Genomic DNA, 25,758 nt, shown 5'->3' with positions numbered 1-25,758 from the left:
ACCTACATCGGCTGCGTGGTCCGCGGCACCAGCGCGAACTGGGAGATGTACCAGGCGCTGTACCAGCGCAGCAGCCACGGGATCGGGATGATCACCGACGAGCCGAGCACGAACACCAGGGTGCGCCACAGCACCTGCAGGCCGGTGCCGTTGAACACCACCTCGCGCCGCGTGCCCTGGATGTTGCGGCAGATCCAGCGCATCCAGGCAGCCGCAACCCAGGCCCAGCCGACGATGGTCACGACCGACACGATCAGCGCCAGATACCAGGCGAAATAGACGACGGGGCTGCCTTCGAAATGGATCGGCAGCGGCTCGCCATTGGATGCGATCCGGCTCAGCACCCAGCGCATCACCATCCAGCCGAGGAACGCCTGGGCAATGACGGCGGCGAGCTTGATGATCGGCTGATCGCTCATGCCGACATAGGTCAGCACGCCCATGCCGACGAAAACGTACCAGATTTCCAGCGGCTGCCCGATGAAGGACAGGTTCGGCCGGCCGGGCACGCTGATCCGCTCCACCACATAGCGGTAGAGATAGACCGCGGTCCAGGGCGTGATCACGATCAGGAACTGGCCGATCACGTACAGCAGCGTCCAGCCCAGATAGGACCACGTGCCGAGCTTGATCGAGACCGCGCCCGCCGGGGCGGGGGCGCCGCGGTCGAAGGCCGGCGGACCACCGGGCGCGATGCTCGGCCCACCCGACATCAGCCCGGGAATGCGTCCGGCCTTCTCCCAGCCGGCCATGCCGTCGCTCCACAGCAACGTTTCCGCAGTCACGACGCTCCGGGCAATCAGGTCGCGCAACTCGTCTTCCGAAATGGGACCCTGTTGCTGACCTTGCTCTGCGTAATACCAGGAACGATTCGACATGGGTGGTCCTTGAATGGAGGCCGCAGGAAAACGTCTTCAATCTGTCGGGCGATGTCGACTTTCGTTCAGTGATATCGGTCACTCCTGACGTTTTCACTTAACGCTGCGCTGAATTTGTGCCATTTGCCTAGGAACAGGCCACATTGGCCGTCCGAAGCCTGCTCCAAAAGAAGCCTGCTCCAAAAACAGGCTATCCAAGACCCGAGGAAACCAAGGCCCGACCATGAAGCTCGTCGTCGCGATCATCAAACCCTTCAAGCTCGACGAGGTGCGTCAGGCCCTCACAGCGATCGGCGTCCACGGCATGACCGTGACCGAGGTCAAGGGTTACGGCCGCCAGAAGGGCCACACCGAGATCTACCGGGGCGCCGAATACATCGTGAACTTCCTGCCCAAGCTGCGCATCGAGATCGCGGTCAACTCGGATATCGCCGAGAAGGCGGTCGAAGTCATCACCACGCATGCGCGCACCGGACAGATCGGCGACGGCAAGATCTTCGTCACGCCGATCGACCACGCCCGCCGCATCCGCACCGGCGAGACCGACACCGACGCGCTGTAGGCAGCCGCAACGGCTGCACGCCCGCCGCAACGGCGCGGCGGAACGAGAAACTTTCAATCTGATCTGACATGCCGGGGGGGGACTGTCATGGGGGCCTGCGCGTCTCGTTGCCTGCGCGCGACTGCAGCTTTGGCTGCAGCAGGCGTTGCGATCTTCACCACACCCGTCCGGGCGGCAGCGCCGTCCACGATCGAGCCGGCCGATACCGCCTGGATGATCGTCGCCACCGCGCTGGTGCTGATGATGACGATCCCGGGGCTGGCGTTGTTCTACTCGGGCATGGTCCGCAAGAAGAACGTGCTCGCGACGATGGCGCAGAGCCTCGCGGCCGTGATGCTGATCTCGATCCTGTGGGTCGCGTTCGGCTATTCGCTGGCCTTCGTCGGCGACGGCAACTGGATCGGCACGCTCGACCGCGCCTTCCTGGCCGGCATGGGCATGGACAGCGTTCATCCCGGCGCCAAGACCATCCCGGAAGCGCTGTTCATGCTCTACCAGATGACATTCGCGATCATCACGGTGGCGCTGGTGGCGGGCTCGGTGGCCGACCGCATGCGCTTCTCGGCCTACCTGCTGTTCAGCGTCGCCTGGTTCGTCTTCGTCTACGTCCCGCTGGCGCATTGGATCTGGGGCGGCGGCTTCCTCGCCCAGGCCGGCACCGTCGACTTCGCCGGCGGCCTCGTGGTGCATCTCTCCGCCGGCACTGCCGGCCTGGTCGCCGCGCTGGTGATGGGACGGCGGCAGGGCTACGGCAGCGAGAACCTGTCGCCATTCGACCTGTCGCTCGCCGTGGTCGGCACCGGCCTGCTCTGGGTCGGCTGGTTCGGCTTCAATGGCGGCTCGGCGCTGGGTGCCAACGCGCATGCCGTGATGGCCATCCTCACCACGCACCTGGCGGCCTGTGCCGGCGCGGTGACCTGGGGCGCGCTGGAATGGTCGACCCGCCGCAAGCCGTCGGTGCTCGGCATGATCTCCGGCGCGGTCGCCGGCCTCGGCACCATCACCCCGGCCTCCGGCTTCGTCGCGCCCTGGCATGGCCTGGTGATCGGCGCGCTGGCCGGCATCATCTGCTACTGGGCCTGCACTTCGCTGAAGCACCGCTTCAACTATGACGATTCGCTCGACGTGTTCGGCGTCCACGGCATCGGCGGCCTGACCGGGACCGTGCTGGCCGGCGTGTTCGCCACCGCGGCGATCGGCGGCACCGCCGGGCTGATCGAGGGCAACCCGAAGCAGCTCGCGGCCCAGCTCTATGGTGTCGCCGTGACCCTGGTGTGGTCCGGCGGGGTGACCTGGGGACTGCTGAAGCTGGTCAGCGCCTTCGTGCCGTTGCGGGTGTCGCGCGAGCACGAGCTGGAGGGGCTCGACATCTCCCAGCATGGCGAGGCGCTGCAATAATTGCAGGATTCGGCGCCAATTGATCAGTCCTGAGTCTGTGGATTCTGCCCGCTCAGTGAGCAGCTTTGTGTCCTGAGCCTGACATGCGCATTTATTGCGCATGTCTGCCCATTGATTGGGCGCGACGGAATGGCACAGGTCCATCCCACCCCCCTCAACGCTGAAAAGGTCAGGATTCACGGCTCGTTAGCCCTGACCAGCCGTCTGGCACGGCATTTGATTCTAGCCCCCCGGCTGTGCCCGCGTCGTGAAGCTCGCGTGGTGAACCTCAGTCGACAAGAAGCGCTCGGTGACGTCCGTGCCGGGCCCAAGCGGGGATAGGACCCATGAAAATTGTTATGGCGATCATTAAGCCATTCAAGCTCGAAGAAGTCCGGGACGCCCTGACCGCCATCGGCGTTCATGGTCTCACGGTGACCGAAGTGAAGGGATACGGCCGCCAGAAGGGCCATACGGAAATCTACCGCGGGGCCGAATATGCGGTGAGCTTCCTGCCCAAGATCAAGATCGAGGTCGCGATTCCGTCGGACCAGGTCGACAAGACCATCGATGCGATCTCTTCGGCCGCCAAGACCGGCCAGATCGGCGACGGCAAGATCTTCGTCATCAGCCTCGACCACGCCGTGCGCATCCGCACCGGCGAAGCGGACGCTGCGGCTCTCTGATTTCGCGCTCAAACCAGAACACTTACGGAGTAGAAGAAAATGACGTTCAAACGTCCAACCAGCGCGGGATGGGTTACGCTCGCAGTCGCAGGGCTCTGCGTCGCAGGCCTCGCCGATGTGGCGTTCGCTGAAGACGCGCCGGCCGCCGCTGCCGCAGCCGCCCCCGTTCCCAACAAGGGCGACGTCGCCTGGATGCTGATCTCCAGCGCCCTCGTCCTGATGATGTCCGTCCCCGGCCTCGCGCTGTTCTACGGCGGCCTCGTCCGCACCAAGAACATGGCCTCCGTCCTGACCCAGGTGTTCGCGATCGTCGCCATGGTCGGCGTGGTCTGGACGCTCTACGGCTACTCGCTCGCCTTCACCGACGGCGGCAGCATGACCAAATATGTCGGCGGCTTCGCCAAGGCCTTCCTGCACGGGGTCGATGCCAACTCCACCGCCGCGACCTTCTCGAACGGCGTGGTGATTCCGGAGCTCGCCTACTTCGTGTTCCAGATGACGTTCGCGATGATCACCCCGGCCCTGATCGTCGGCGCCTTCGCCGAGCGCATCAAGTTCTCGGCAGTGATGCTGTTCGTGCTGCTGTGGGTGACCTTCATCTACTTCCCGATCGCGCATTGGGTCTGGTACGTGCCCGCGCCGGATGACGTTGCTGCCGCGGCCAAGGCTCTCGCTGCCGCCACCGACGCAGCTGCCAAGACTGCCGCCCAGGCCAAGCTCGACGAAGTCACCAGCAACGCCGGCTGGCTGTTCCAGGCGGGCGCTCTCGACTTCGCTGGCGGCACCGTGGTGCACATCAACGCTGGCATCGCGGGCCTCGTCGGCGCCGTCCTGATCGGCAAGCGCACCGGCTACGGCAAGGAGCTGATGGCTCCGCACTCGCTGACCATGACCATGATCGGCGCCGCCCTGCTGTGGGTCGGCTGGTTCGGCTTCAATGCCGGCTCCAACCTGGAATCGAACGGCGTCACCGCGCTGGCCTTCGTCAACACCATGGTTGCGACCGCCGGTGCGGCGCTGTCCTGGCTTCTGTGCGAATGGGCGGTCAAGGGCAAGCCGTCGCTGCTCGGCATCTGCTCGGGCGCCGTCGCCGGTCTCGTCGCCGTCACCCCGGCCTCCGGTTATGCCGGTCCGATCGGTGCGCTGGTGCTCGGCCTGATCGTCTCTCCGGTCTGCCTGTTCTTCGTCTCGACCGTGAAGAACGCGCTCGGCTATGACGACGCACTCGACGTGTTCGGCGTGCACTGCATCGGCGGCATCATCGGCGCTCTGGCCACCGGCATCCTGGTCAACCCGGCTCTGGGTGGCGTCGGCATCACCGACTACACCAACATCACCGGCAACAACGCCGGCACCTACGACTTCGCCACGCAGATGCTGGCGCAGATCAAGGCTGTCGTCGCCACGCTGCTGTGGTCGGGTATCGGTTCGGCGATCCTCTACAAGGTCGTCGACGTGATCATCGGCCTGCGCCCGACCGTCGAGCAGGAGCGCGAGGGCCTGGACATCACCGACCACGGCGAGCGCGCCTACAACTACTGAGTTCTCCCGGGACTTGGCCCCACCGGGCCAAGTCCGCAACTTCGGTTCGGGCAAATACCCGGCAATGCCCTGACCGTTGAGGGGCTCCAGCGCAAGCTGGGGCCCCTTTCTTTTTTTGGAGGTCGCTGGGAGCCGCACTGGCGCGCAACAATCGGTGTCGCGCGCCAGGCTCGCATTGGGAGTCACTGACGCTAGGACAGCGCAGTCGTCCCCTACACTCCGCCCAGCTTGCAGATGTGCTTCCATTCCTCCGACGTCACCGGCTGCACTGACAAACGTGACTGTTTGACGAGCGCCATCTCCGACAGCTTCGGATCTGCCTTGATCGCGGCCAGCGTGACCGGAGTCTTGAAGGCCTTGTGCGCCTTGATGTCGACGCAGACGAATTTGCCGGTCTTGTCGGTCGGATCGGGATAGGCTTCCTTGATGATCTCGGCGATGCCGACGATTTCCTTGCCCTCGTTGGAATGGTAGTAGAAGGCGAGCTCGCCCTTCTTCATCGCCACCAAATTCTGCCGCGCCGTGTAGTTGCGCACGCCGGTCCAGGCCTCGCCCTTCGCGCCCTTCTCCACCTGCTGGTCCCAGGACCACACCGAGGGTTCGGATTTCACCAGCCAGTAGCTCATATGCTCATCGTCCTCAGATCACGGCAGCGCCGGTCTCACGCGGATTGCAGCATGGATCGGCGGGCGGATCAAAGAAGACGGCCATCGCCGGGTCAACAGTTTAGAGCAAGGGGATCGCGCTTTTGCCCAGCGATCCGGCTCACTGCTCGGCCTTGAACGGCCGCATCATCAGTCCTTCGATCGCAGCGTCGATCGTGACCGCGCCCGACAGGATCGCGGCGACGGCCTGCGCGACCGGCATCTCCACCCCGCGCGAGGCCGCGAGCTCGACCAGCACCGGTGCGGTGTACTGACCCTCCGCCAGCTTGCCGGCGGGCAGCGGCGCGCCGCGGCCGAGCGCGAGACCGGCGGCGAAATTGCGCGATTGCGGGCCGGCGCAGGTGAGGATGAGATCGCCGAGGCCGGACAGGCCGGTCAGCGTCTCGCTGCGCGCGCCATAGGCGCGGCCGAGCCGGACCAGCTCGGCAAAGCCGCGCGTGGTCAGCGCCGCCAGCGCGGAGGCGCCGAGATTGCGCCCCGAGACGATGCCGGCGGCGATCGCCAGCACGTTCTTGGCGGCGCCGCCGATCTCGACGCCGCGCACATCGGTCGAGTGATAGGGCCGGAAGGTCGGCGAGCCCAGCGCCTGCACGAGATCGGCCGCCTGCACCTCGTCAGGCGCGGCGAGCGTCACCGCGGTCGGCAGGCCGCGCGCGACGTCGTCGGCGAAGCTCGGGCCTGACAGGATGGCGGGGATCGCGCTCGGCGCGGCCTCCGCGATAATTTCGGTCATGAACTTGTGGGTGCCGTGCTCGATGCCCTTGGCGCAGGCGATCAGCGGCGTGCGCGGACGGAGCAGTGGCGCGAGATGCATGACGGCGCCGCGCAGGTGCTGCGCAGGGACGACGATGAGGACGGCATCGGCGCGCGCGGCGCGCGCGAGGTCGGCGGTGATGGCGATGCCCGCGGCCAGCGGAATGCCGGGCAGGCGCGGATTCTCACGCGCAGCGGCGATGCGCGCGGCGTGGTCGGCATCGCGGGCGTAGAGCGTGACGTCACGGCCCGCGCGCGCGGCAACGGCGGCAAGCGCGGTGCCCCACGCGCCAGCACCGATGATGGAGAGGGTTTGGAAGCGAGTCATCGCCCCACGCTCATCCCCTCACCCGGATCGCATCTCCCGATGCGATCCGACCTCTCCCCGCAGGCGGGGCGAGGTTGACGCGTGCCCCGCTTGCGGGCGAGGCGTGGAGAGGCGATGTGCGCACGTCTCAAAACCCCGCGCGGGTGTTGGCGAACTTGCCGGGCACGCTGGCATTGGCATCCAGCAGCCAGCGCGCGCGGGGCGCGGCATCCATGCCGTCGACGAGGCCGAGCGCGAGGCGCTCCAGTCCGGCCCAGGCGATCATCGCGCCGTTGTCGGTGCACAGGGCCGGCGGCGGCATGATCAGGCGGGTGCCGGCAGCTTGCGCGACGTCGTCGAGCGCGCCACGAATCGCCTGGTTGGCGGCGACGCCGCCGGCGGCGACCAGGGCGGTCGGGGCGCCGAAGCGCTGCTTGAACAGATCGAGGCCGACGCGCAGACGGTCGGCGGTCGACTCCAGCACCGCGGCCTGGAAGCTGGCGCAGAGATCGGCGGTGTCCTGCTCGCCGACGGACTCCATCCGGCCGATTTCGTTGCGCACGGCGGTCTTCAGGCCGGACAGCGAGAAATTGGCATCGCTGCGGCGCTGCATCGGGCGCGGAAACGCGAAGCGCGCGGCGTCGCCGTTGCGCGCGGCCTGCTCGACCTGGGGTCCGCCGGGATAGGGCAGACCCAGCATCTTGGCGACCTTGTCGAACGCCTCGCCCATGGCGTCGTCGACGGTGGTGCCGAGCCGGATGTAATCGCCGACGCCGGCGACGGCAACGATCTGGGTATGACCGCCCGACGCCAGGAACAGGCAATAGGGGAAGTCGATTGCATCGGTGAGACGCGGCGTCAGCGCGTGCGCCTCGAGATGGTTGACCGCGATCAGCGGCGTGTCGTGCACCAGCGCAATGGCTTTTGCGGTGGTGAGCCCGACGATGACGCCGCCGATCAGGCCGGGACCGGCGGCTGCGGCGACGCCGCCGAGCGCGGCATAGTCGATGCCGGCTTCGCGCATCGCCGCGTCGATGAGGTGATCGAGCATGTCGACATGGGCGCGCGCCGCGATCTCGGGAACCACGCCGCCATAGAGGGCGTGTTCATCGGTCTGCGAACGCACGACGTTGGAGAGGATTGTCCCCTTGCCGTCCGAATCACGCGCAACCACGGCCGCGGCGGTCTCGTCGCAGGTGGTTTCGATGCCGAGCACGAGCGTTGTCGTATCGTTACCCAATCTCAACCCTTTTGGTCATTATGAGTGCGCAGAACCGCCTAACACCACGAGGTCGCCAGGTGCAATCACCAGTCCGTTGCAGCCCGGCCTATCCGGATTCGACGGGAGCATAGCACATGGCCGTGCTGGTGACCCGTCCCGCCCCCGACAATGAACGGACCGCTGCCGCGCTTCGCGCGCGCGGCTTCGACGTGCTGCTGGCGCCGATGCTGCGCTTCGAGCCCGTGGCGCTGCCGGCGGACGTCGGCCACGACGTCGCCGCCGTCGTCGTCACCTCGTCGAATGCGCTGCGCGCGGCCGCGCCGCAGCTCTCCGGTTCCGCCTTGCTCGACCTGCCGCTGTTCGCGGTCGGCGACCAGACCGCAGCGGCCGCGCGCGATGCCGGCTTCACCCGGGTGATCTCGGCCTCGGGCGATGCGACGGCGCTGCGCGACACCATCGCGAGCAGCGCTGCGATCGAGGCCAAGGCGACGCTCCTCTATCTGGCCGGTGCCGACGTTTCGCGCGACCTTGCCGCCGAACTCGCCGGGCGCGGCTTCGACGTCACCACGCAGACGGTCTATCGGATGGCGCCGGTGACGGCGCTGCCGCGCGGCGTCTGCGAGGCGTTCGCGGCGAATGCGATCGACGCGGTGCTGCACTATTCGCGGCGCAGCGCCGCGGCGTTCGTCGCGGCGGTCCGGGCCGATGGCGTCGAAATCTCGGCGCTGGCGGTGCCGCATTGCTGCATGTCGGCCAATGTCGCCGACGTGCTGCGCGACGCCGGCGCGACCCAGGTCACAATCGCGGCGCATCCGGATGAAAACGACATGCTGGACGGGCTGGCTCGTGCGTTGCGATCGTGAATGGCGTAAGACGGCCTGCCCAATCTTGCCTCAGCCAGGGAACCTCCACCATGGTCGATGATACCGACACCGCTGCACCGGGCTCCGATACCGGGCGGCCGAAACGGCCGCCGCCGACCATCGACCTGGAGCCGACCTCGCGCGAGGAGCGTCCCGCCGCGTCCGAGAGCGCAGCGGAGCGGCCGACCGCATCGCCATGGTCCGCTCCGGCCGAGGCGGTCGCGGAAGGCTCGTCCGACGCCGCCAGCGAGACGCACCCGCATGCGGCGTCGGACCCAGAGCCGAACTCGGAGCCGGTGTCGGCCGCCGACGCGACGCCGGAGGCGACAGCGGCCGCGACCGAGCCGCCGCGCACGACTCCGCCCCCGCCCCGCCCCGTGTCACCCTGGATCATCGCGCCGTTCTCCGGCGCCGCCGCCGCGGCGCTGGTGATCGGCGTCGGCTGGATGCTGGGCTGGCCGCAGGTCGCGCCGCCATCGGAGGCGTCTCGCCAGGACGCTGCGGTCACCGATTTGACCACCCGCGTCGCGACGTTGGAGCAGCGCATCGGCAAGCCGGATGCCGCCGTCACCGGACGCCTCGACGCGGTCGACAAGGCGATTGCGGCGGTGCGCGGCGATGTCGCCGCGTTGCGCAGCCAGACCGACAAGACGGTGGCGGCGCTCAACGATGTCCGAGCCCAGCCGCGCGACGGCGCGGCGCCCGCGCCGGCCCCGGTCGATCTGTCCGGTCTGACCGCCCGCATCGACGCGCTGGAGCGCGCCAGTAAGAGCCAGAGCGCGGCGCTGGCGCAGGAGAGCCGCAAGCTCACCGAGGCGGCGGCCGCGGCCGAGGCCGCCAAGCCGGCCGACGATGCGCCGCTGCGCCGCGTCGTCGCCGCCACGCTGCTCGACGTCGCCGTGCGCCACGGCGATCCCTATGCGGCGGCGCTGTCGACGGCGAAATCGCTGGCGCCCGACGCCGCGGCGCTGAAGCCGCTGGAGGTGTTTGCCGCGAGCGGCGTGCCGAGCCCGGCCGCGCTCAGCCGCGACCTCCTGACCATCGTGCCGAAGTTGACGCCGCCCGCGCCCGAAGGCACCACCGGGACCTCGATCCTCAGCAAGCTGTCGGCCGGCGCGCAGGGCCTGGTCAAGGTCGAGCGCACCGACGGCGCCGGCACCGACCGTGGCGCCGTGGTGGCGCGGATCACCGCGGCCGCGCTGCGCAACGATTTCGCCGAGGCGCGGCGCGAGCTGAAGGGCCTTCCGGCGGAGCAGCGCGCTCCCGCCAACGACTGGCTCGCACGCGCCGATGCCCGCGACGCGGCCCTTTCAGCCGCCCGCAAATTCGCCGACGAATCCATGACCGCGCTCGCCAAACCTGCGCAATAGGACGCCCATGCTCCGGATCGTTGTTTTCCTTCTCCTGGTCGGGCTCGCCGCTGCCGGCTCCGCCTGGGTCGCCGAGCAGACCGGCGACGTCGTCTTGAACTGGGGTCCCTGGCGGATCGCGATGACCCTGCCGGTGTTCGTGCTGGCGCTCGGCCTCACCATCGCCGCCTGCGTGCTGCTGTGGAACCTGATCAGCGCGCTGCTGCGGGCGCCGAGCCGGATCCGCAAGGCCCACCGTGCCCGCCGCCACCAGCGCGGCCGGCACGCCATCACCCACGGACTGCTGGCCATCGGCCACGGCGATTCGACCGCGGCGCGCCAGCACGCCGACACCGCCAAGCGGCTCGCCGGCGACGATCCGCTGACGCTTCTGCTGCACGCCCAGGCGGCGCAGCTCGAGGGCGACCGCGACGGCGCAAGGCGCGCGTTCCGCGCCATGGCCGAGCGCCCCGACACCCGCCTGCTCGGCCTGCGCGGCCTGTTCATCGAGGCGCAGCGCGCCGACGACGCGATGGCTGCGGTGGTGATCGCCGACGAGGCGCTGAAGCTGGCGCCGAATGCCAGCTGGGCCTCGCACGCCGTGCTCGGCTTCCGCTGCGCCCAGGCCGACTGGAACGGCGCGCTGGCGATCCTCGACGGCAACTACACCGCCGGCATGATCGACAAGCCGACCTATCGCCGCCAGCGCGGCGTGCTGCTGACGGCGCGCGCCATGGCACTCGAGACCGAGAATCGCGACCTCGCGCGCGCCAGCGCGATGGAGGCGGTGAAGCTCGCGCCGACCCTGGTGCCGGCCGCGGTGCTGGCCGCGAAGTTCGAGAGCGAGGCGCATCAGGTGCGGCGCGCGATGAAGATCATCGAGGCGGCCTGGGCCGCCTGCCCGCATCCCGACCTCGCCGACGCCTATGCCCATGTCCGGCTCGGCGATTCGGCCGTGCAGCGACTGACGCGGATCGAGAACCTCGCCGCGCGCACGCGGGACCATGTCGAGGGCGCGCTGGCGGTGGCCCGCGCCGCGATCGACGCCGCCGAGTTCGGCCGCGCCCGTACCGCGCTGGCGCCGTTCACCGACGATCCGACCCAGCGCGTGGCGATGCTGATGGCCGAGCTGGAGCGCACCGAGCATGGCGACGCCGGCAAGGCGCGCGAATGGACCCTGCGCGCCGTGCGCGCCCGCCACGACCCGGCCTGGACCGCCGACGGCTATGTCAGCGACCAGTGGCGGCCGATCTCGCCGGTCACCGGCCGCCTCGACGCGTTCCAGTGGCAGACCCCGGTGGCGAGCCTGCCGTCGGAGCGCAACAGCGTCATCGAGAGCTCGGAATTCGCCGAGGCGGTGCTGGCGCCGCCGAGCCGGCCGGCGATTCCGGAAGGCCTGGTCGAGCCGCCGCGCGGCGCCGCCGCCGCGCCGGTGGTGATCGTCCCGACCACGCTGCAGGACAACGAGCCGCCGCGCCCCGCCGAAGCCGCAGCACCGGAGCCCAGCACCGAGGACGCGGTCGAGGAGACAGCGGACAAGCCTGTCGACAAGCCGGTGGATATCCCTGTTGAAAAGGCTGAGGACAGCCCTGTGGAGGCGGTGACCGCCCAGGCCCCCCAGGTCCCCGCCCCCCAGGCCCCCGCCCCCGTGAGCGCCGAGCCGGCGCCGCCGCTGCAGGCCGCCGCGCCCAGCGAAAGCGAGGCTGAGGCAGAGCCCGCCGAGGAGGCCGAGACGCCGGCCGAGCCGGTCAAGCCGGTGGAAACCGCGGCCGTCGCGCCGACGCCCTTGTTCCGCAACCGCAGCGATCTGGCCAAGCCGCCGGAGACGCCGATCCAGGCGATCGTCCCGATCATGCGCCCGCCGGACGATCCCGGCGTCGACGACGAGGACCAGCCGCGCGACGAGTTCGCCGAGCAGATCGCGCCCAAGGCCCAGGCCGGCGGCTGGCGTGGGTTCTGGTCGCGGTTCGGCAGCTGACACCGGCGGGGAGCACTCCCGACCGCCCTTTCCGGTCACACCGGCTCGATTCCAGGCCCGGGTGGCGCGCGTGGTCCTTGCCAACCGCCCGTTCGCCCGATATCAGGAGCGCGTTCGCGCCGTCCTGCCTCGTGCCGGACGACCGCCGCTATGGTTCGCCGCAATAGCTCAGCTGGTAGAGCACGTCATTCGTAATGACGGGGTCGGGGGTTCGAGTCCCTCTTGCGGCACCACCCCCCTTCCGCAGCCGTCCTCCCTCGTTCGTTTCTCGCCGACAAGGTACTGAAAACAAAACATTTTCGGTCATTCGTGGCCGTCACGGTTTGTTCTCGTTCGTTGACAGCCGATGAAATTGTTGGCCTCCTTGTTGGCCTTTCGGGCGATGTAGCTTTGAAAAGGCCAACAGTTGGTGCGTGGCATGGCGAGTGGAAAACTTACGGACGCTGCCGTTAGGAACGCCAAGGCTAGTGGGCGGCTAGTGAAGCTCTCGGACGGGGGCGGCCTGCAACTGTGGCTTACGCCAAGCGGTGGCAAACTCTGGAATTTCGCGTATCGGTTCGGCAGCAAGCAGAAGAAGCTCGCCCTTGGCGAATACGGCAAGGCCCCGGCCGGTGTGCCACTGGAAGCTGCCAGAAGGCTAAGGGACGAAGCTGCGGGCCTCTTGCGGGACGGCATCGATCCCGCCATCCGGAAGCGCCAGGTGAAGGCGGCGCGCGCCGAGGCTCAGGCCAACACGTTCAGTGTTCTGGCCGATGAGCTGCTTGCCAAGAAGAAGCGGGAGGGCGTTGCGACTGCGACCGCTGGCAAGCTGGAATGGCTGCTCGGCCTGGCCAAGGCCGATCTGGGACCGCTGCCGATCGGCGACGTCTCCGCTGGCGAAGTCTTGCGGGTGCTGCAACCACTGGAAGCGGCCGGCAAGCTCGAAACGGCAAAGCGCCTGCGGGCGGTCATTGGTGCCGTATTTCGATATGCTGTCACGACCGCCCGTGCCAATGCGGACCCGACCCAAGCGCTGCGCGGCGCAATCGCAGCTCCAAAACCGAAGCACCGGGCGGCGATTATCGAGCCTGTCGCGTTCGGCGGCTTGCTGCGGGCGATTGACGGCTTTCAGGGCCAGCCAACGACGAAGGCCGCGCTGCAACTGATCGCCCTGCTAGCGCCGCGGCCGGGCGAGCTGCGCCACGCGACATGGGCTGAGTTTGATCTGGACGCTGCCGTGTGGAACATCCCCGCCGAGCGGACGAAGATGCGCAGACCTCACCGCGTCCCGCTTCCAGCGCAGGCTACCGCCATTTTGCGGGATCTGCATCCGATCACAGGGCGAGGCGTGGCCGGGCTTGTCTTCCCGGGCCTGCGTTCGGTGACGCGGCCGATCAGCGAAAACACGCTGTGTGCGGCGCTGCGCCGTCTCGGCTATTCGAACGACGAGATGGTCGCTCACGGTTTCCGCTCGACCTTTTCGACCCTGGCCAACGAAAGCGGAAAGTGGAGCATCAACGCCATCGAGGCTGCGCTGGCGCATGTTGAGCCGAATGCTGTGCGCCGGGCCTACGCCCGCGGCGACTATTGGGATGAGCGTGTGAAACTGATGACGTGGTGGGCCGACTATCTCGATGCGCTGCGCCAGGGTGCGCGCATATTGCAATTCAAGGAAGCGTCAGCGTGAGCAGTGGTGGGCCTAGTACGTTAAGATCGTGTGCGGGGATAGGAAGGCTATCCGATAATCCGGTCAGCACCTCCGGGTACACATCGATTGGGGTACGACACGAGTGAGCTTATGGCGGCGGCCCTTTTGGTGAACAATGGGACGCCGGCATTTCACCAAGAACGGATCAGAAAACGCGGAGTTGGCTGCGTGGAGAAGCCCCTCTGTCAGCGCAGGACAAGCCTGTTGCTATCAGCGCAGAACTAGGACCGATTGACGGTCCAATCAGCAACGGGCCGAAGACGCGCCTCTCTAAGGAATAGGGCAAGCTGCCGCCACGGCGGACGCGCGCGTTGTTGATCATGCGTTTCGAGGACAACGACGATTGACGTTCATCTTCTCGTCACCGGACTTCACCGAGCGCGCCCCTCGGTCGCCACGAGACAGGATCTGCGATCCACCGGTTGATTTCGGATTCATGCCAACCGCTGCCATTGGTGCTGATCTTGATCTGAACCGGGAATGTGCCCTCGGCGATCTTGCGGTAGATCGTGGACCGCGACAGCCCGGTCCTCGCGAGAACGGTTTTCAAACGGATGATGCGGTCCGCTTCGCGCATGGCCGGGCTGCCTCCTGCTGGCTGGTTCTGACGGCTGCTGAGAGAAGAGAGGCCACCGCCTGGCGGGCGTGCAATTGGGTTTTCGACTTGTCGGGGCGTGGCGCCCAAGCGGCGGCAGATAGGCCTAGTCAGCGTTCGAGGCCTCGGTCTTTTCCAAGGCCGATACCGTGGGCAAGGGCTAGCTCCTGGCCGAGCCGGCGGCCGGATTCGAACGCGATGCCGAGGTCGTTCTTGCGGCCGGCGAGGATGGATTCCAATTGCGGATCGCGTTCGAGGCTTTTGGCCATGTCGCCCATTGCCGAGCGCGCAGCCTTGTAGCCGGACATGTCGCCAGCTTGGTATAGGCGCTGACTGGTGTGGCCAAGCTTGTGCCAGCGCTCCACAAAGCGATCGGCGCGCCGGCTTGGATCGGTGCGAAGTTCGGTCTCGATCTGGAGCGCACGGATGGCGGGGCTGACCTGACCGGCCGCCGCCTTACGGGCGAGCTCCGGGTTGTTTCGGTAGGCGGCTTCGGCGTCATGCGAGCCATAAGGCCGCACCGCCTCGAAGGCATGGCGGGCCGTCTGTAGTTCTTTCACCTGCTCCGGACTTGCCTGCCTGCCTATCTTCCGCTCCGCGAAGATCGCATCCACGGCGCGGGCATGGCGCACGAGCGCCCGGGTCCGGACGCGACGTGCTTCCACCTCGGGATCTTGCGCCACGTTCCTTGCCGGCACTTCGGGTTCACGCCGGTCGGTTGCCGTACCACTCCTTTCCCTTTCCGGCGACCCGGGCTCGGGCCGTTGTCCGCCATATCGGTCGGACACCTCCCCAGGAACGCGAAGGCCGTCGAACATGTCGCGCAGCTTCTCCGGCATGACCTTGCGTACGATCTCGGCCACGCGCTCGCGAAACGTGATCCCACGCCGCTCGGCGTAGCTTTGGATCGGATCGGCACGGTCGTAGTCGGAAGCCATGTCCTTGGCGCGATCGCGCGACAGGGCGCGGACCAGCCGAACCTCATTGGCAAAGTCGTCACGGCCATAATGCAGGTCGACGCTGTCGCGATGCCGCGACAGGGAGACATAGCTGCTGTGGGCGTCCATGCCGGGCGTCGCCAGCACATGGACGCGGTCCACCGTCATGCCCTGCGCCTTGTGGATCGTCGCCGCATAGCCATGGTCGAGCCGATTGTAATCTTTGAGGTCGAAGCGCACGGATCGGCCATCGTCGGTCTGCACGGTCATGGATTTTGCGCTGACCTGCTCGATGGTTCCGAGCGTGCCGTTCTTGACGCCGAGCCCGCGCTCGTTCTGCAGGAACATGACCCGATCGCCGCCCGCAAAGTCTCTCGTGCCGCGCTCGACCGTCACCTCCACCTCGTCGCCGAGATTGCCCGCTGCCCGCATCCGCTCGCGCGCCGTCTCGTTCAGCGCATGGACCTCTTCGTTGGTATGGGTGAGGATGATCCGGCTCCGATCCGGCGAGGCCAGCCGGTCGCGGTCCCAACGCTCGATCAGATCCCCTCGAGCCTGCTCGCGGGTCTGGGCCTCGTGCACCAAGCCATGGGCGCGGTAAGCTCCGAGCGCATGATCCACCTTGCCGGTCGCTAGATCGCGCGTGGCACCGCGCTGCCAGTCCTCCCGCTGACGGCGCACTTCGCCGATCTCGGCGCCGCCGTGACGCTCATAAATCGACCGGAAGGCCGCTCCCGCTTCGATCGCCTGCAGCTGTTGCGGATCGCCGACGAGCACCACCTTTGCGCCAGCCTCGGCGGCATGGGACAGCACGCGCTCGAGCTGCCGCGTGCCGACCATCCCCGCCTCGTCGATGACAAGCACATTGCTCGATTTGAGCAGATCACGGCTCTGTCCCCAGCCGTGCTCCAGGCTGGCAATCGTGCGCGACGCAATGCCCGATCCGCTTTGAAGGTTTTCCGCGGCAATGCCGGACAGCGCCACGCCCCGGACCTCGAAGCCAGCCGCTTCCCACGCCTCCCGTGCCACCCCCAGCATCGCGCTCTTTCCCGTCCCGGCATGGCCGACCACGACGCTGAGATCGCGTCCACCCGTGACGTGCGCCAAGGCGTCAACCTGCTCGGATGACAGCACCAGGCCGCGCGCTTCCGCACGCGCCAAAGCCGCCCTGCGCTCCGCATCTCGCACCTCGAGGCGCTCCCCTCCCGCCAACAATTCAGCGGCACGGTGCAGGCGCTGTTCCGTCTCGATCATTCCGCGGGTTGTGAACCGATCCTCGCCGCGGGCGTCCTTACCGAGTTCGATCAGATCGGGCGTTCCCTGTATCGCGCCCATGACCGCATCGAACTGGTCGAGCCCGTCACTGTGCCGGTGCGCGAATTTTGCCAGGTCGCGGCGCGTGAAGGTCGATTGCTGCTGGGTGATCGCGTCCAGTCCAAGGGAGGGATCAGCGATGATCCGCGCGCCATTGTTGCGCGCGATCTCGCGGTGCATCTCGGCCCGGTCGGCCTCAGACTCGTCGCCCGCAATGCCTCGGATCTCAATCCGTTTGGCGGGCGCGCCGATCTGGCTTTGCGGCTCCAGCGCAATGCCCTGGGCTTCCAGGCTGCGATGGTCGATCCGCGCGTCGATGTCGAGCTGGGCCAGCCGCTCGTTGACAAGCTCGGCCCAGCGTCTGCGCCAGCGCTCGACCATCTCCGTACGGTTCCAGTCCCGTACCTTATTGCCAAAGCCGCTCTCGTCGACCGAGCGCATGGTCACCATGACATGGGCATGAGGTTTCGGCAGTCCGTCCTCCGCCCTGTCCCAATGCACATTGAGATCGGCGATCATACCGAGACCCACGAACTCGCTCCGAACGAAATCGCGGGCTAGCTCGATGCCCTGCGCCTCACTCATCTCGCGCGGAAGCGCAAACTCCACCTCGCGGGCCAGCTGGGCATCTTTCCGGATTTCGTGCGCTTCGACGTCATTCCAAAGCCGCTCGCGGTCGCTCCATGCTTCCGGCACGTTCTCCGGCAGCATGACCTCGGAATGAACGACGCCGCGCTTGGCGGAGAAATCCTGATCGCGGCCGAGCCGCTCGTCACGCAGCCGCGAGCCGGAGCGGTAGGCCGCCGATGCTACCGCGCTGCTCCCGGCCTTTCGGCCAATGACCTTGACGTGAAGATGATAGATCGCCATCGCGACCAGATCACTGGCACAGCGAAGCGCACGTCGGAACGACGTATAAGCGCGCCCTCCTCGAAAAAATCTCGGGAGGGACTACCCCGTCTCAGCTCGTCCTGATGACCTTACAGCATTCTGCGGTGTGCTCGCCTATTATTTCTCCATCGAGCTCATGGAGACGATGATGCGCAAGCCACGAGACTTTGATGCGGATCTGAAGGCACTCGAAGACAAAGCGCGCGGGCTGAAAACTCGAAAGGTGCGCCAGCTCGGCGAATTGGTCATCGCGACCGGAGCTGACACACTGACGGCTGAAGAACTGGCAGGCGCGCTGATCGTGCTGGCCGAGACGAAGGAGGCCGGGAAGAGGGAGGCATGGGCCAAGCGCGGCGCCGCGTTTTTTCAAGGACGGACGCGCTGAAATGCGCCAGCAACTGACCGCAACACGGACGGCGCTCCTGGGCAACCGGACGGCGCGCAACCGGCATCAAGCCGCAAAAGCGCGACATGACATGCGCGCGTGGCAGGTCGAACGCCGCAAGCGCACCCGGCACCTCATCGAACTCGGCGGCCTCGTGGTCAAAGCCGGCATCGTGGACCTGACCGGTGACGACCGTTCCACGATCTTGGGCGCGCTGCTTTGGATGGCTGACAAGCTTAAAAGCGGTGAGGGCGAACGGGCACGTGAGCTTTGGGCCGCGAAGGGAAAACAAGCGTTCGAAACGGACCCTGCAATGGAAACGCGCACAGTTCGTAGAATGCGCGACAATCGCACGTTGGCCGACTAACGCTTCCGCAGCAGCCCGCTTGGTGAATTGCACGATCCTAATATCAACTGCAAAGTTGGTTTGCCGCTTTACTGCAGCTCCCTTGCGACAGGAATTGAGAGCAAGGCAAACACAATTGCACCAAGCACAAGCGTGATCGCACCGACGAGAAGAAAAGCGGGTGGATACAGGCCGCTACCGCCCAGATTCAGGACGGCTCCTATCAGCGCGATGCCGAAAGCAAAGCCCACCTGACGCATTGTGACACACATGGCGGCAGCCGTCGCCGCTCGATCGGCTGGAACCGAGGAAACCGAGAAGGCCGTGATCTGAGCGTTGAACAGTGCGCACCCCGCTCCGCCCAGGAGCAGCATCGCGCCCACGGCCCACGTCGCTGCCGAGCTGGATAGATCCCTTGAAATGGCTCCCAGGAACAATGCCGCGACGCCAACCACCGTCAGTCCTCCGCCGAAGTAGAACCGTGCCGGCATACACTGCGACAAGCGCGCGCCCAGACTAGGCAGCAGGAGCATTGGTATGGTGAGCGCGGTTAGCAGCAATCCGGAGCGACTTGCATCGAGCCCCATCGGCCCGCGCATCATCTGCGGCAGATGGACGAGCAAGGACCAGTAACCGATCGAACTTGCAATAGCGGTGATACAAAGGGCAAGGAACGGAACCGACGCAAACAGTCCGAAATCAAAGGCCGGCCGCGGGTGCCTGCGCTCTACGACCCAGAACGCACAAGAAGCGAGCACGGTTGTAGCCAATGCTATCCCACGAAATCCGCCTGATGAGAGGAGCGCGTACGCTGAGGAACCGACGACTAGCGCTAGCAGGTTCGGCCCGAGCCAATCCATTGGCGGTTGAGAGCCGACACGTTCCGATTCCGCCAGCGGCGAGGCGAAGACCACGAGCGCCATACAGAGCGGAAGATTGATCCAGAAGATCCACGGCCAGCCAGCATAGGAGGCAATGATTGCTCCGAGCGGTGGTCCGACGACCATTGAGCCACCGATGACCGTACCCCAGATGCCGAAGGCCCAGGCGCGTCGCTTACCCGGATAAGCGGCCGCGAGTAGCGCCGCAGCCGCCGACGTGATCGCAGCGCCTGCGACGCCTTGCAGCACGCGCCACGCCAGCAGGCTCTCGAACGTGGTCGACGCCGCAGACAGTGCCGAGGAGAGAGCAAACAAGACGCCGCCGCCAATGAACACTCTTCGCCGCCCGTGTCGGTCTGCAAACGGACCGGCAACCGGAAGCGCGAAGATGAGAGCGAGGCTGTAGATGTCGATAATCCAGGCCTGGTCTTGCACCGGGACCCCTAAGCTGCTGGCGATGTCCGGTAGCGCTGCGGCCAGGCCCGTGAGATCGACCTGGAACAGGAATCCGCTGACACTCGCCGCAAGAAGCGCAAACCGCGGCAATCGTGAAGAAGAACCGTTATCCGCGATTGTCGGATCCTCAACCAGCGCAATTTCGAGATGTTCTGCCATCGCCTTAGGCTGGCGGAAAAACGGCTTGGCAGCGAATGAAGCATTCTCAAAATCTCATGAAACTGTATCATGTGGTTCTCATTGATCACTTCTTGCTCCGATGGTCCGTCGCCTTCCACCTTTTGCTCCATTGGTCGCGTTCGACGCCGTCGCGCGCCACCGCTCATTCACTCGCGCGGCTGAAGAACTTGGTGTGACCCAGAGCGCGGTCAGTCATCGAATTCGGCAGCTCGAGACATTTTACGGGACGACTCTGCTCCGCAGACTCAATCCCGGGGTCGAGCTGAGCGCCGAAGGAAGTTTGCTGCGAGCCGAACTTGCGATGTTGCTCGACACCATGGCCGGACTGGAGCCTCGTCTGCGCCGCCGCGCCAGCCGCCAAACCGTCAGATTGGGTTCAGGCCCGGCGTTCGCCGCGTGGTGGCTCGTCAGGCGACTTCCATCGTTTCAGTCGGAGCATCCCGACATCGATGTCGAGTTCGAGCCAATCCAAGCGGAGCAGGACGCGACGAGTTCAGTCGATCTTCGTATCGTCTGGACGTCGCTTGCCGAAGCACGGCCCAGTTCGACTCAAGCGCCATTGTTTCAGGAACGGGTGGTTCCGGTGTGCGCGCCACGTGTGCTGCCTGAAGGCAAGCCGCTGGCGAATCCGGCCGGTCTGATTGAGCTTCCGCTGATTCGCAAGGGGAGCGATCCCGCCGGTGAGTGGAGTTGGGAATTCTGGTTCAAGACACTTGGCGTGAACCAGGCCGTCTCCCGCGGGCCGGTTCTGCGTGATATCGGGCTTTGCCTCACCTCTGCCGTCGAAGGCGGCGGGGTCGCGCTTGGACGCTCGCTTCTGATCGCCGACGCAGTCGCCGATGGCCGCCTCGTACCGGCGTTGTTGGCGACGCCTCACGTGTCTTCGAGCAAAGTCCATGTGGCACGTTGGCGTCCAGAACTCACCGGTGATCGAGCTATCCGGACTTTAGTCAATTGGCTTTCTCGAGAAACATTGGTTACGGCAAACTGCCCCTCGGCTTGAACACGATGCGCAGAACGCAGACCTCTGAATTGCTCCGCAACTACGGTGTACCCAATCGAAATGGCGCACCACGGCCGATGAAGATGGGCACTACTGCTTCGCTATACCTCTATGATGCAGCGGCCGCCAAAGCGATCCGGCCGGATAACCAGCGACGGACTACGATCTTCCGCTACGCCTCATGGGCGACTGTCTTCCCGATTCCGCTGGTGGTCCGGTTACCCCTCGATAGCGGCCATTTCGATCAATCGCAGGATCGACGTGATGGGCCAATAGCCGACCACCAGTCACCGTCCCAGGCGCGATAGGAGCGCGGCCGCGTTCGGCTGCCTCGCAGCCCACGTAATATTATGTTCGCCGTCGACCTGCACAAAACCTGTACGTTCAGGCATGTCACTCCCATCAAGTGAGTTGAAAGTGCATGTTGCGCTTTCGCGAATGATGGCACCGATACGATCCTGAGCTTGGTAATCGATGAGCGCGATATACTGAACCGGCGAAGCTCGCTCGACTTGGGCAATGGCTTTCTTGGCTGCCTCGGACACTCGCCGTATCGGGTCTTTGAAGAACTCGTCGAACGTGATTGTCTTCCGAGACTCGTCTACGCTGATCCGCTCATAGGTGGACGGAGCAACCAACCGCTCCTTGATTGCTCTATCACATGTCTGCACAAATTGAGCGGTGAAGGGTGCGTAGCCGCGAAGGTACGCGTGGCCTAGAACGATCACACCGAAGCTCAGAAGCATTGCAATTGCGAGCTTTGTTCTCATCTTCCTGGTCGCTTGCCGACATTGCCCACGCCGCACTCAATACCGCTCTTGGACAAGGAAGCGGAAATCGAAGGAGAGCATCTTTTGTGCGGCCGTTACTAAAAACTAACGATGTCCGATTCGAAAAGCTGCCTTCTGATCGTCTGACGGCTCGCTTCCGGTTAAACCGCGAAAGCGGACATTCTCAATGCCGCTCTGGATCGTCCGTAGGGGGCCAGAACCGGAAGTGAACGCGACAAATGGGCTAACGCGAAGGGCTATTTGTCGCCATCAATACGGTGAGCAATGTAAAGATGCGTTTCATAATCGATGTCGAGGCCGCCTCCTTGATCGTCGATTGCTTTTGCAATTTCATCGAGCAGGTCTTCACGCGTCTCTGCCGCGAGTAACCGAACGTCCGACCGCGTGCTCAGAAACTCGGTGTAGCTGGACGCCGTGTGCTGCCATTTCCACAGATAGCACTTGTGTTCAACGGGCCCGAACAACTGCGACTGGTCAAACCAGTCCTTAAACGGGCCGTTCGGTAGGTACCAAGCTTCGGGCGGCGCCCCCCACGAGCCCGTGTGACGTAGCCAAATTTGCTTAAACCGTTCCAGTAAATGTGAGGGTAGTCCGACAGGCACGTGCCCGAAGACGGCCAGTGTTCCGTTAGTCGAAAGCAGTTGGGCGGCTTTTACGAACCGCACTTCCGGGGATACCCAGTGCCACGCCTGTGCCGCAAAGATTAGAGCGAACACTGAATTTCCAACTGGCCACGCCTCGAAAGTAGCCTCGGCTAGTTTCACGTTGGCAAAACTCGCCAAAGTCTCGCGCGCGTAGCGGATCATTTCCGATCCGGGATCAATGGCGACGATCTGCAAACCCCGCTTCGCAAAGCTTTTTGTTGCTTGACCCGTTCCACAGCCAATTTCAAGAACGGCATCGGTTGGCTCTAGGTTTGCAAATGACATGACATCGTCAATCAGAGCCTCAGGGTAATCGGGTCGTGAGGCCCTGTATACGTTCGCGACCTGATCGAATGTGAAACGCTGCTCCATCGTTTGCCCCCTTTTGGCGGTTAGGGAACATAACCTGAGCGGCGTCTGCCCGTCCAACAGCCCACTTCCGCTTCGGGTCAAAAAGCCGGCGGTCGGTGCCCGGCTCCCTTATTCCGGTCGAGGCCCGGAAGCCGACATCACCGGCGGGACCGAAGGTCCGGGACGGGCCAGCAGCGGAAGTAAACGCGACAAAAGCGAAGGGCTACTTGTCGCCGTCACCTCTTTGGCAGCGCGTCGATAGCCGCTGCATACGAATCAGCAGATTGCAGAAGCCTGATGGCCCGTGCCGCCGGTGCCTTATCGGAGTCATATTGATAGCGAATCCTGATCGCGCCGATCAGCGTTTTCTTAAACTCGGACAGCGGCAGCCTCGCTTCATTGGCCAGCACCGGAATCGCAAAAATCGAACGCAGCAACCATGGTCCGATGGCTCTGATGCCGCCGAACGGGCGAACACGAATAAAGTCTAGAACATCGAACGACCGGCCGTCGGCGTCTACTAAGTGCCATTCGCCAGCGCGGGCGCGTTGGGCCGTCTCCTCAAACATCGAGCGGGGATGTGCACAGAGTTCGAGTGGCGTCGCAGCCAGATAGATGTAGCCCTCTCGCCAACAAAGCACGGGATACGAGATGTCGGGCAGATCGGCCGTCGTTTGACTCACTGGTCGCCGCAAAGTGCCAAATTGCTTGTACTCCAGGAGGCCACGATGCCTCGGTACTCTCCCTCAACGTACCAGCATACGTTGACTGAAGCTTTGCAACCCCAAAATGACAGCGGTGCGAACGAAGGTCCGGTTTAGGTCAAAGCCGGTCCTTTTGCCCCCTGGACGGCTTGCTTCCGGTCGACCTCCGGGAGCAGACGTCACCGTCCCGACTGGAAAGGTCCGCGAGGGGCCAATAGGCGACATGCCGATTGCCGACCTTTTTGGCTAGACGGACATTTGACCCGGGAAAGTGGTCACATTCTACGCCAGCAAAGTACTTCAGCAACGAGATGCTTCTGCTTCAATGTAATCTCGTTAGCGGTGCTTAGAGCCACACCAGCACCGAGGATGTGAGTCCCAGCACCGCTAGCGGCACGGCGTACAGGTAGAAAACGTAGATGTGAGTCCGCTGTTGTCTCTCGAAGTAGAACAAAAGCTCCGTTGCCCTTTTGCTGCCTCGTGTCGCCCAGACGAGCGCCAAGAAGATCAACATGATCAGAAATGGCAGGCCGAAAATAACCCCGGTTAACCAGGCGTTGCGCCACGGCGCGTCCTCACTCCCTATGGCAAGAGCCAACAAGGGAGTGGCAAACCCCAAGCAGCCACTAGCCAACAGGTAACGATAAAGCCGGCGGTTCTGCCGCTGGAGTGTTTCAGCCGGAACTTCGGCAAATTCGCCACCCTGTCGCGCAGGAGCAATCTTAGAAGCGACCTCTGCTGCGAGGCTTCCGAGAATGCCGCTCAGCAATTCATGAGGCATGTGCGGTTACCAGGGTCATACGGACACTGATTAGTGTGCTAAAGTTGCTGCCCGATTAAGCGTTCGGCTCAATTCTGATTAAGTCGGCTTCGGGTCTTGGTCGTGTAAAAACGGCCTTGCGGACGTCCGTCCTGACCACGAGGACGCGGGCGTTTCTCAGGCTGTGATTGCCGCGATCAACGGCTTGACCCCGACGATGTTCATGACCCGTGTGAGGTTGTACGCCAGAACCGATAGGGCCATCTCGGCGGCTACTTTTGGGAGCGATTTAGTGAGGAAGTGCGTCGCTCCCATACGGGCCTTCATCGTGCCGAACGGATGTTCGACCGTCTCGCGCCGCTGGCGCATCGCTTCCGGGTTTGCGTCAAGGCGCTGCTGCACTGCCTCAAGCAGATGCTCGTGCTCCCACCGTGTAATCCGCCGCTCCGGCCCCGGCGTGCACTGGGATTTGAGCGAACAGGTTTGACAGGCTGTGGTCCAGTAGCGCCGCAACACCTTGCCGTCTTCTTCGTTTGTATAGCGATACGGTAATCGCTCTCCAGCTGGGCAGCGATAGGCATCCTGTTCTGGCAAATAGACAAAGTCCTGCTTACCGAAGCGTCCCTCCGACTTAGCATTTGACGTCTGCGGCTTGGGCAGCGTCACCGTGATTCCGGCCTCGTGGCACGCGAGGATCTCTGGGCTATTGAAGTAGCCGCGATCGGCTACAGCGTCGAGCGTCTCGCTCTTGAGAACGGCCTTTGCCTGTTTGGCCATGTTAGCAAGTTGGGCGCGATCTGAACCGCTGTTCGTGACCTCGTGCGTCACAATCAGATGGTGCTCGGTGTCCACGGCGACCTGTACATTGTAGCCGACAACGCCGGAGCCGCGGCCGCTCGTTGCCATCGAGCGGCTGTCGGGATCGGTCAGAGAGATTTGCTGATCGGACGACGCAAGCATCTGCTTCTCATACGCGGCAAGCTTGCCCATTTCCTCCTTCAGCTTCGTGAGCTTCTCGGCAAGTCTCGTCACCTTCGCAGCCAGCGCCTCTGTCGGCTCCTGGCGGTCGGCCGTGTCAAGTTGGCTCAGATAACGCGCGACGCTCTCCTCCAGCTGAGCACGCCGCCGTTGGACCTTTGCCCGTGTGAAGTTCTTGTCTCGGTTGTTCACGGCTTTGAACTTGCTGCCATCGATGGCGACGCTCGCCGTCGCCAGAAGGCCCATCCCACGGCAGAGTTCGACAAAGCGCGCACAGACCATGCGAAGCGCCAGGCCGTTGTCTTTACGGAAGTCGGCGATGGTCTTGTGATCAGGCGCGAGCCGACCCAGCAGCCACATCACCTCGAGATTGCGGCCGGCCTCCCGTTCGAGCCGCCGGCTCGACTGCACCCGGTTCAGATAGCCGTAGATGTAAAGCTTCAGGAGAACCGAGGGGTGGTACGACGGCCGACCGGTGGCTGCCGGCTCCACCCCTTCAAAACCCATCTCAGACAAATCGAGCGCTTCGACAAATGCGTCGATCACGCGAACGGGGTTGCTCTCGTCAATGAAATCATCGAGGCATTCAGGCAACAGCGTCCATTGCCCACGATCCGCCTCTTCAACGAAGCGCCTCATCGATTCCCCCAAAAGAATCACTGGAGAATCATA

22 protein-coding genes, 1 tRNA gene and 1 pseudogene are annotated in these 25,758 nt (G+C 64.9%); 12 read left to right on the top strand and 12 right to left on the bottom strand.

Annotated elements, in window-relative coordinates:
* Positions 1-2 precede the first annotated feature (2 nt).
* Positions 3-878, bottom strand: a complete 876-nt coding sequence (locus tag QXZ94_RS26850; RefSeq protein WP_315723464.1) for a DUF4339 domain-containing protein — start codon at positions 876-878, stop codon at positions 3-5.
* 223 nt (positions 879-1,101) lie between these two features.
* On the opposite strand from QXZ94_RS26850, the gene QXZ94_RS26845 reads away from it, so the two are divergent.
* The 4 genes from QXZ94_RS26845 to QXZ94_RS26830 all read left to right on the top strand — a co-directional run bounded on the left by QXZ94_RS26845 (position 1,102) and on the right by QXZ94_RS26830 (position 5,045).
* Positions 1,102-1,440 (top strand): P-II family nitrogen regulator, encoded by a 339-nt coding sequence (locus QXZ94_RS26845; protein WP_172112996.1) that lies wholly within the window; start codon positions 1,102-1,104, stop codon positions 1,438-1,440.
* An 87-nt stretch (positions 1,441-1,527) separates the two neighbouring features.
* Positions 1,528-2,838 (top strand): ammonium transporter, encoded by a 1,311-nt coding sequence (locus tag QXZ94_RS26840; protein ID WP_315723462.1) that lies wholly within the window; start codon positions 1,528-1,530, stop codon positions 2,836-2,838.
* Between the two features lie 326 nt (positions 2,839-3,164).
* Positions 3,165-3,503 (top strand): P-II family nitrogen regulator, encoded by a 339-nt coding sequence (locus tag QXZ94_RS26835; protein WP_006611147.1) that lies wholly within the window; start codon positions 3,165-3,167, stop codon positions 3,501-3,503.
* Positions 3,504-3,542: 39 nt separating this feature from the next.
* Positions 3,543-5,045, top strand: coding sequence for an ammonium transporter (locus tag QXZ94_RS26830; RefSeq protein WP_315723460.1), 1,503 nt, complete (start codon positions 3,543-3,545; stop codon positions 5,043-5,045).
* A 212-nt stretch (positions 5,046-5,257) separates the two neighbouring features.
* On the opposite strand, the gene QXZ94_RS26825 is transcribed toward QXZ94_RS26830, so the two are convergent.
* From QXZ94_RS26825 to tsaD, 3 genes are all read right to left on the bottom strand, one after another.
* The gene (locus tag QXZ94_RS26825) at positions 5,258-5,671 is read right to left on the bottom strand and encodes an EVE domain-containing protein (protein WP_172112999.1); all 414 of its coding nucleotides are present in this window, start codon (positions 5,669-5,671) and stop codon (positions 5,258-5,260) included.
* A gap of 139 nt (positions 5,672-5,810) precedes the next feature.
* The gene (locus QXZ94_RS26820; RefSeq protein WP_315723457.1) at positions 5,811-6,791 is read right to left on the bottom strand and encodes an NAD(P)H-dependent glycerol-3-phosphate dehydrogenase; all 981 of its coding nucleotides are present in this window, start codon (positions 6,789-6,791) and stop codon (positions 5,811-5,813) included.
* Positions 6,792-6,918: 127 nt separating this feature from the next.
* On the bottom strand, positions 6,919-7,986 hold the full coding sequence (gene tsaD / locus QXZ94_RS26815) for a tRNA (adenosine(37)-N6)-threonylcarbamoyltransferase complex transferase subunit TsaD (RefSeq protein WP_315723455.1): 1,068 nt from the start codon (positions 7,984-7,986) through the stop codon (positions 6,919-6,921).
* A gap of 140 nt (positions 7,987-8,126) precedes the next feature.
* Here tsaD and QXZ94_RS26810 point away from each other — a divergent pair, with 140 nt between their 5' ends.
* The 5 genes from QXZ94_RS26810 (at position 8,127) to QXZ94_RS26790 (ending at position 13,848) form a co-directional block, all read left to right on the top strand.
* Positions 8,127-8,855, top strand: coding sequence for a uroporphyrinogen-III synthase (locus QXZ94_RS26810; RefSeq protein WP_315723453.1), 729 nt, complete (start codon positions 8,127-8,129; stop codon positions 8,853-8,855).
* Between the two features lie 50 nt (positions 8,856-8,905).
* Entirely contained in the window at positions 8,906-10,225 is a 1,320-nt protein-coding gene (locus tag QXZ94_RS26805; RefSeq protein WP_315723451.1) for a hypothetical protein, read from the top strand.
* Positions 10,226-10,232: 7 nt separating this feature from the next.
* Positions 10,233-12,182, top strand: coding sequence for a heme biosynthesis HemY N-terminal domain-containing protein (locus QXZ94_RS26800; RefSeq protein ID WP_315723449.1), 1,950 nt, complete (start codon positions 10,233-10,235; stop codon positions 12,180-12,182).
* 157 nt (positions 12,183-12,339) lie between these two features.
* Positions 12,340-12,415: transfer RNA gene (locus QXZ94_RS26795), tRNA-Thr, on the top strand.
* Between the two features lie 185 nt (positions 12,416-12,600).
* Complete coding sequence (locus QXZ94_RS26790; protein ID WP_315715838.1) at positions 12,601-13,848, top strand: tyrosine-type recombinase/integrase; 1,248 nt, start codon at positions 12,601-12,603, stop codon at positions 13,846-13,848.
* 382 nt (positions 13,849-14,230) lie between these two features.
* Here QXZ94_RS26790 and QXZ94_RS26785 read toward each other — a convergent pair whose 3' ends face one another.
* Both QXZ94_RS26785 and traA read right to left on the bottom strand, forming a co-directional pair.
* Entirely contained in the window at positions 14,231-14,446 is a 216-nt protein-coding gene (locus tag QXZ94_RS26785; protein ID WP_315715837.1) for an AlpA family transcriptional regulator, read from the bottom strand.
* Positions 14,447-14,574: 128 nt separating this feature from the next.
* Positions 14,575-17,586, bottom strand: a complete 3,012-nt coding sequence (gene traA, locus QXZ94_RS26780) for a Ti-type conjugative transfer relaxase TraA (RefSeq protein WP_315715836.1) — start codon at positions 17,584-17,586, stop codon at positions 14,575-14,577.
* A gap of 169 nt (positions 17,587-17,755) precedes the next feature.
* Here traA and QXZ94_RS26775 point away from each other — a divergent pair.
* A pseudogene (locus QXZ94_RS26775) lies at positions 17,756-18,082 on the top strand (conjugal transfer protein TraD).
* 1 nt (position 18,083) lies between these two features.
* The gene (locus QXZ94_RS26770; RefSeq protein WP_315715835.1) at positions 18,084-18,359 is read left to right on the top strand and encodes a conjugal transfer protein TraD; all 276 of its coding nucleotides are present in this window, start codon (positions 18,084-18,086) and stop codon (positions 18,357-18,359) included.
* A 68-nt stretch (positions 18,360-18,427) separates the two neighbouring features.
* Here QXZ94_RS26770 and QXZ94_RS26765 read toward each other — a convergent pair whose 3' ends face one another.
* The gene (locus tag QXZ94_RS26765; protein ID WP_315715834.1) at positions 18,428-19,834 is read right to left on the bottom strand and encodes an MFS transporter; all 1,407 of its coding nucleotides are present in this window, start codon (positions 19,832-19,834) and stop codon (positions 18,428-18,430) included.
* A 100-nt stretch (positions 19,835-19,934) separates the two neighbouring features.
* Between QXZ94_RS26765 and QXZ94_RS26760 the strand changes: the two genes are divergently transcribed.
* Positions 19,935-20,858, top strand: coding sequence for a LysR substrate-binding domain-containing protein (locus QXZ94_RS26760; RefSeq protein ID WP_315715833.1), 924 nt, complete (start codon positions 19,935-19,937; stop codon positions 20,856-20,858).
* A 287-nt stretch (positions 20,859-21,145) separates the two neighbouring features.
* Here the strand turns inward: QXZ94_RS26760 and QXZ94_RS26755 are convergent, their stop codons facing one another.
* The 5 genes from QXZ94_RS26755 to QXZ94_RS26735 form a co-directional block, all read right to left on the bottom strand.
* Positions 21,146-21,628: a hypothetical protein gene (locus QXZ94_RS26755; RefSeq protein ID WP_315715832.1), complete on the bottom strand. Its 483-nt coding sequence runs from the start codon at positions 21,626-21,628 to the stop codon at positions 21,146-21,148.
* Between the two features lie 257 nt (positions 21,629-21,885).
* Positions 21,886-22,665 (bottom strand): class I SAM-dependent methyltransferase, encoded by a 780-nt coding sequence (locus QXZ94_RS26750; protein ID WP_315715831.1) that lies wholly within the window; start codon positions 22,663-22,665, stop codon positions 21,886-21,888.
* Positions 22,666-22,880: 215 nt separating this feature from the next.
* The gene (locus QXZ94_RS26745) at positions 22,881-23,327 is read right to left on the bottom strand and encodes a hypothetical protein (RefSeq protein WP_315715830.1); all 447 of its coding nucleotides are present in this window, start codon (positions 23,325-23,327) and stop codon (positions 22,881-22,883) included.
* A gap of 367 nt (positions 23,328-23,694) precedes the next feature.
* Entirely contained in the window at positions 23,695-24,129 is a 435-nt protein-coding gene (locus QXZ94_RS26740) for a hypothetical protein (protein WP_315715829.1), read from the bottom strand.
* Positions 24,130-24,285: 156 nt separating this feature from the next.
* Entirely contained in the window at positions 24,286-25,725 is a 1,440-nt protein-coding gene (locus tag QXZ94_RS26735) for an IS1182 family transposase (protein ID WP_315716201.1), read from the bottom strand.
* Positions 25,726-25,758 lie beyond the last annotated feature (33 nt).

The organism is Bradyrhizobium sp. SZCCHNS2022 (genome assembly GCF_032377575.1).
Taxonomy (GTDB): Bacteria; Pseudomonadota; Alphaproteobacteria; order Rhizobiales; family Xanthobacteraceae; genus Bradyrhizobium; species Bradyrhizobium aeschynomenes.
The sequence above is the reverse complement of the archived record's forward strand: the minus strand, read 5'-3'. Positions and strand labels throughout refer to the sequence as shown.

Bases quoted from the DNA above. Each gene is read 5' to 3' on its own strand.
- QXZ94_RS26850 (WP_315723464.1), bottom strand. From the start codon at position 878: ATGTCGAATCGTTCCTGGTATTACGCAGAGCAAGGTCAGCAACAGGGT.
- QXZ94_RS26845 (WP_172112996.1), top strand. From the start codon at position 1,102: ATGAAGCTCGTCGTCGCGATCATCAAACCCTTCAAGCTCGACGAGGTG.
- QXZ94_RS26840 (WP_315723462.1), top strand. From the start codon at position 1,528: ATGGGGGCCTGCGCGTCTCGTTGCCTGCGCGCGACTGCAGCTTTGGCT.
- QXZ94_RS26835 (WP_006611147.1), top strand. From the start codon at position 3,165: ATGAAAATTGTTATGGCGATCATTAAGCCATTCAAGCTCGAAGAAGTC.
- QXZ94_RS26830 (WP_315723460.1), top strand. From the start codon at position 3,543: ATGACGTTCAAACGTCCAACCAGCGCGGGATGGGTTACGCTCGCAGTC.
- QXZ94_RS26825 (WP_172112999.1), bottom strand. From the start codon at position 5,671: ATGAGCTACTGGCTGGTGAAATCCGAACCCTCGGTGTGGTCCTGGGAC.
- QXZ94_RS26820 (WP_315723457.1), bottom strand. From the start codon at position 6,791: ATGACTCGCTTCCAAACCCTCTCCATCATCGGTGCTGGCGCGTGGGGC.
- QXZ94_RS26810 (WP_315723453.1), top strand. From the start codon at position 8,127: ATGGCCGTGCTGGTGACCCGTCCCGCCCCCGACAATGAACGGACCGCT.
- QXZ94_RS26805 (WP_315723451.1), top strand. From the start codon at position 8,906: ATGGTCGATGATACCGACACCGCTGCACCGGGCTCCGATACCGGGCGG.
- QXZ94_RS26800 (WP_315723449.1), top strand. From the start codon at position 10,233: ATGCTCCGGATCGTTGTTTTCCTTCTCCTGGTCGGGCTCGCCGCTGCC.
- QXZ94_RS26790 (WP_315715838.1), top strand. From the start codon at position 12,601: ATGGCGAGTGGAAAACTTACGGACGCTGCCGTTAGGAACGCCAAGGCT.
- QXZ94_RS26785 (WP_315715837.1), bottom strand. From the start codon at position 14,446: ATGCGCGAAGCGGACCGCATCATCCGTTTGAAAACCGTTCTCGCGAGG.
- traA (WP_315715836.1), bottom strand. From the start codon at position 17,586: ATGGCGATCTATCATCTTCACGTCAAGGTCATTGGCCGAAAGGCCGGG.
- QXZ94_RS26770 (WP_315715835.1), top strand. From the start codon at position 18,084: ATGCGCGCGTGGCAGGTCGAACGCCGCAAGCGCACCCGGCACCTCATC.
- QXZ94_RS26765 (WP_315715834.1), bottom strand. From the start codon at position 19,834: ATGGCAGAACATCTCGAAATTGCGCTGGTTGAGGATCCGACAATCGCG.
- QXZ94_RS26760 (WP_315715833.1), top strand. From the start codon at position 19,935: ATGGTCCGTCGCCTTCCACCTTTTGCTCCATTGGTCGCGTTCGACGCC.
- QXZ94_RS26755 (WP_315715832.1), bottom strand. From the start codon at position 21,628: ATGAGAACAAAGCTCGCAATTGCAATGCTTCTGAGCTTCGGTGTGATC.
- QXZ94_RS26750 (WP_315715831.1), bottom strand. From the start codon at position 22,665: ATGGAGCAGCGTTTCACATTCGATCAGGTCGCGAACGTATACAGGGCC.
- QXZ94_RS26740 (WP_315715829.1), bottom strand. From the start codon at position 24,129: ATGCCTCATGAATTGCTGAGCGGCATTCTCGGAAGCCTCGCAGCAGAG.
- QXZ94_RS26735 (WP_315716201.1), bottom strand. From the start codon at position 25,725: ATGAGGCGCTTCGTTGAAGAGGCGGATCGTGGGCAATGGACGCTGTTG.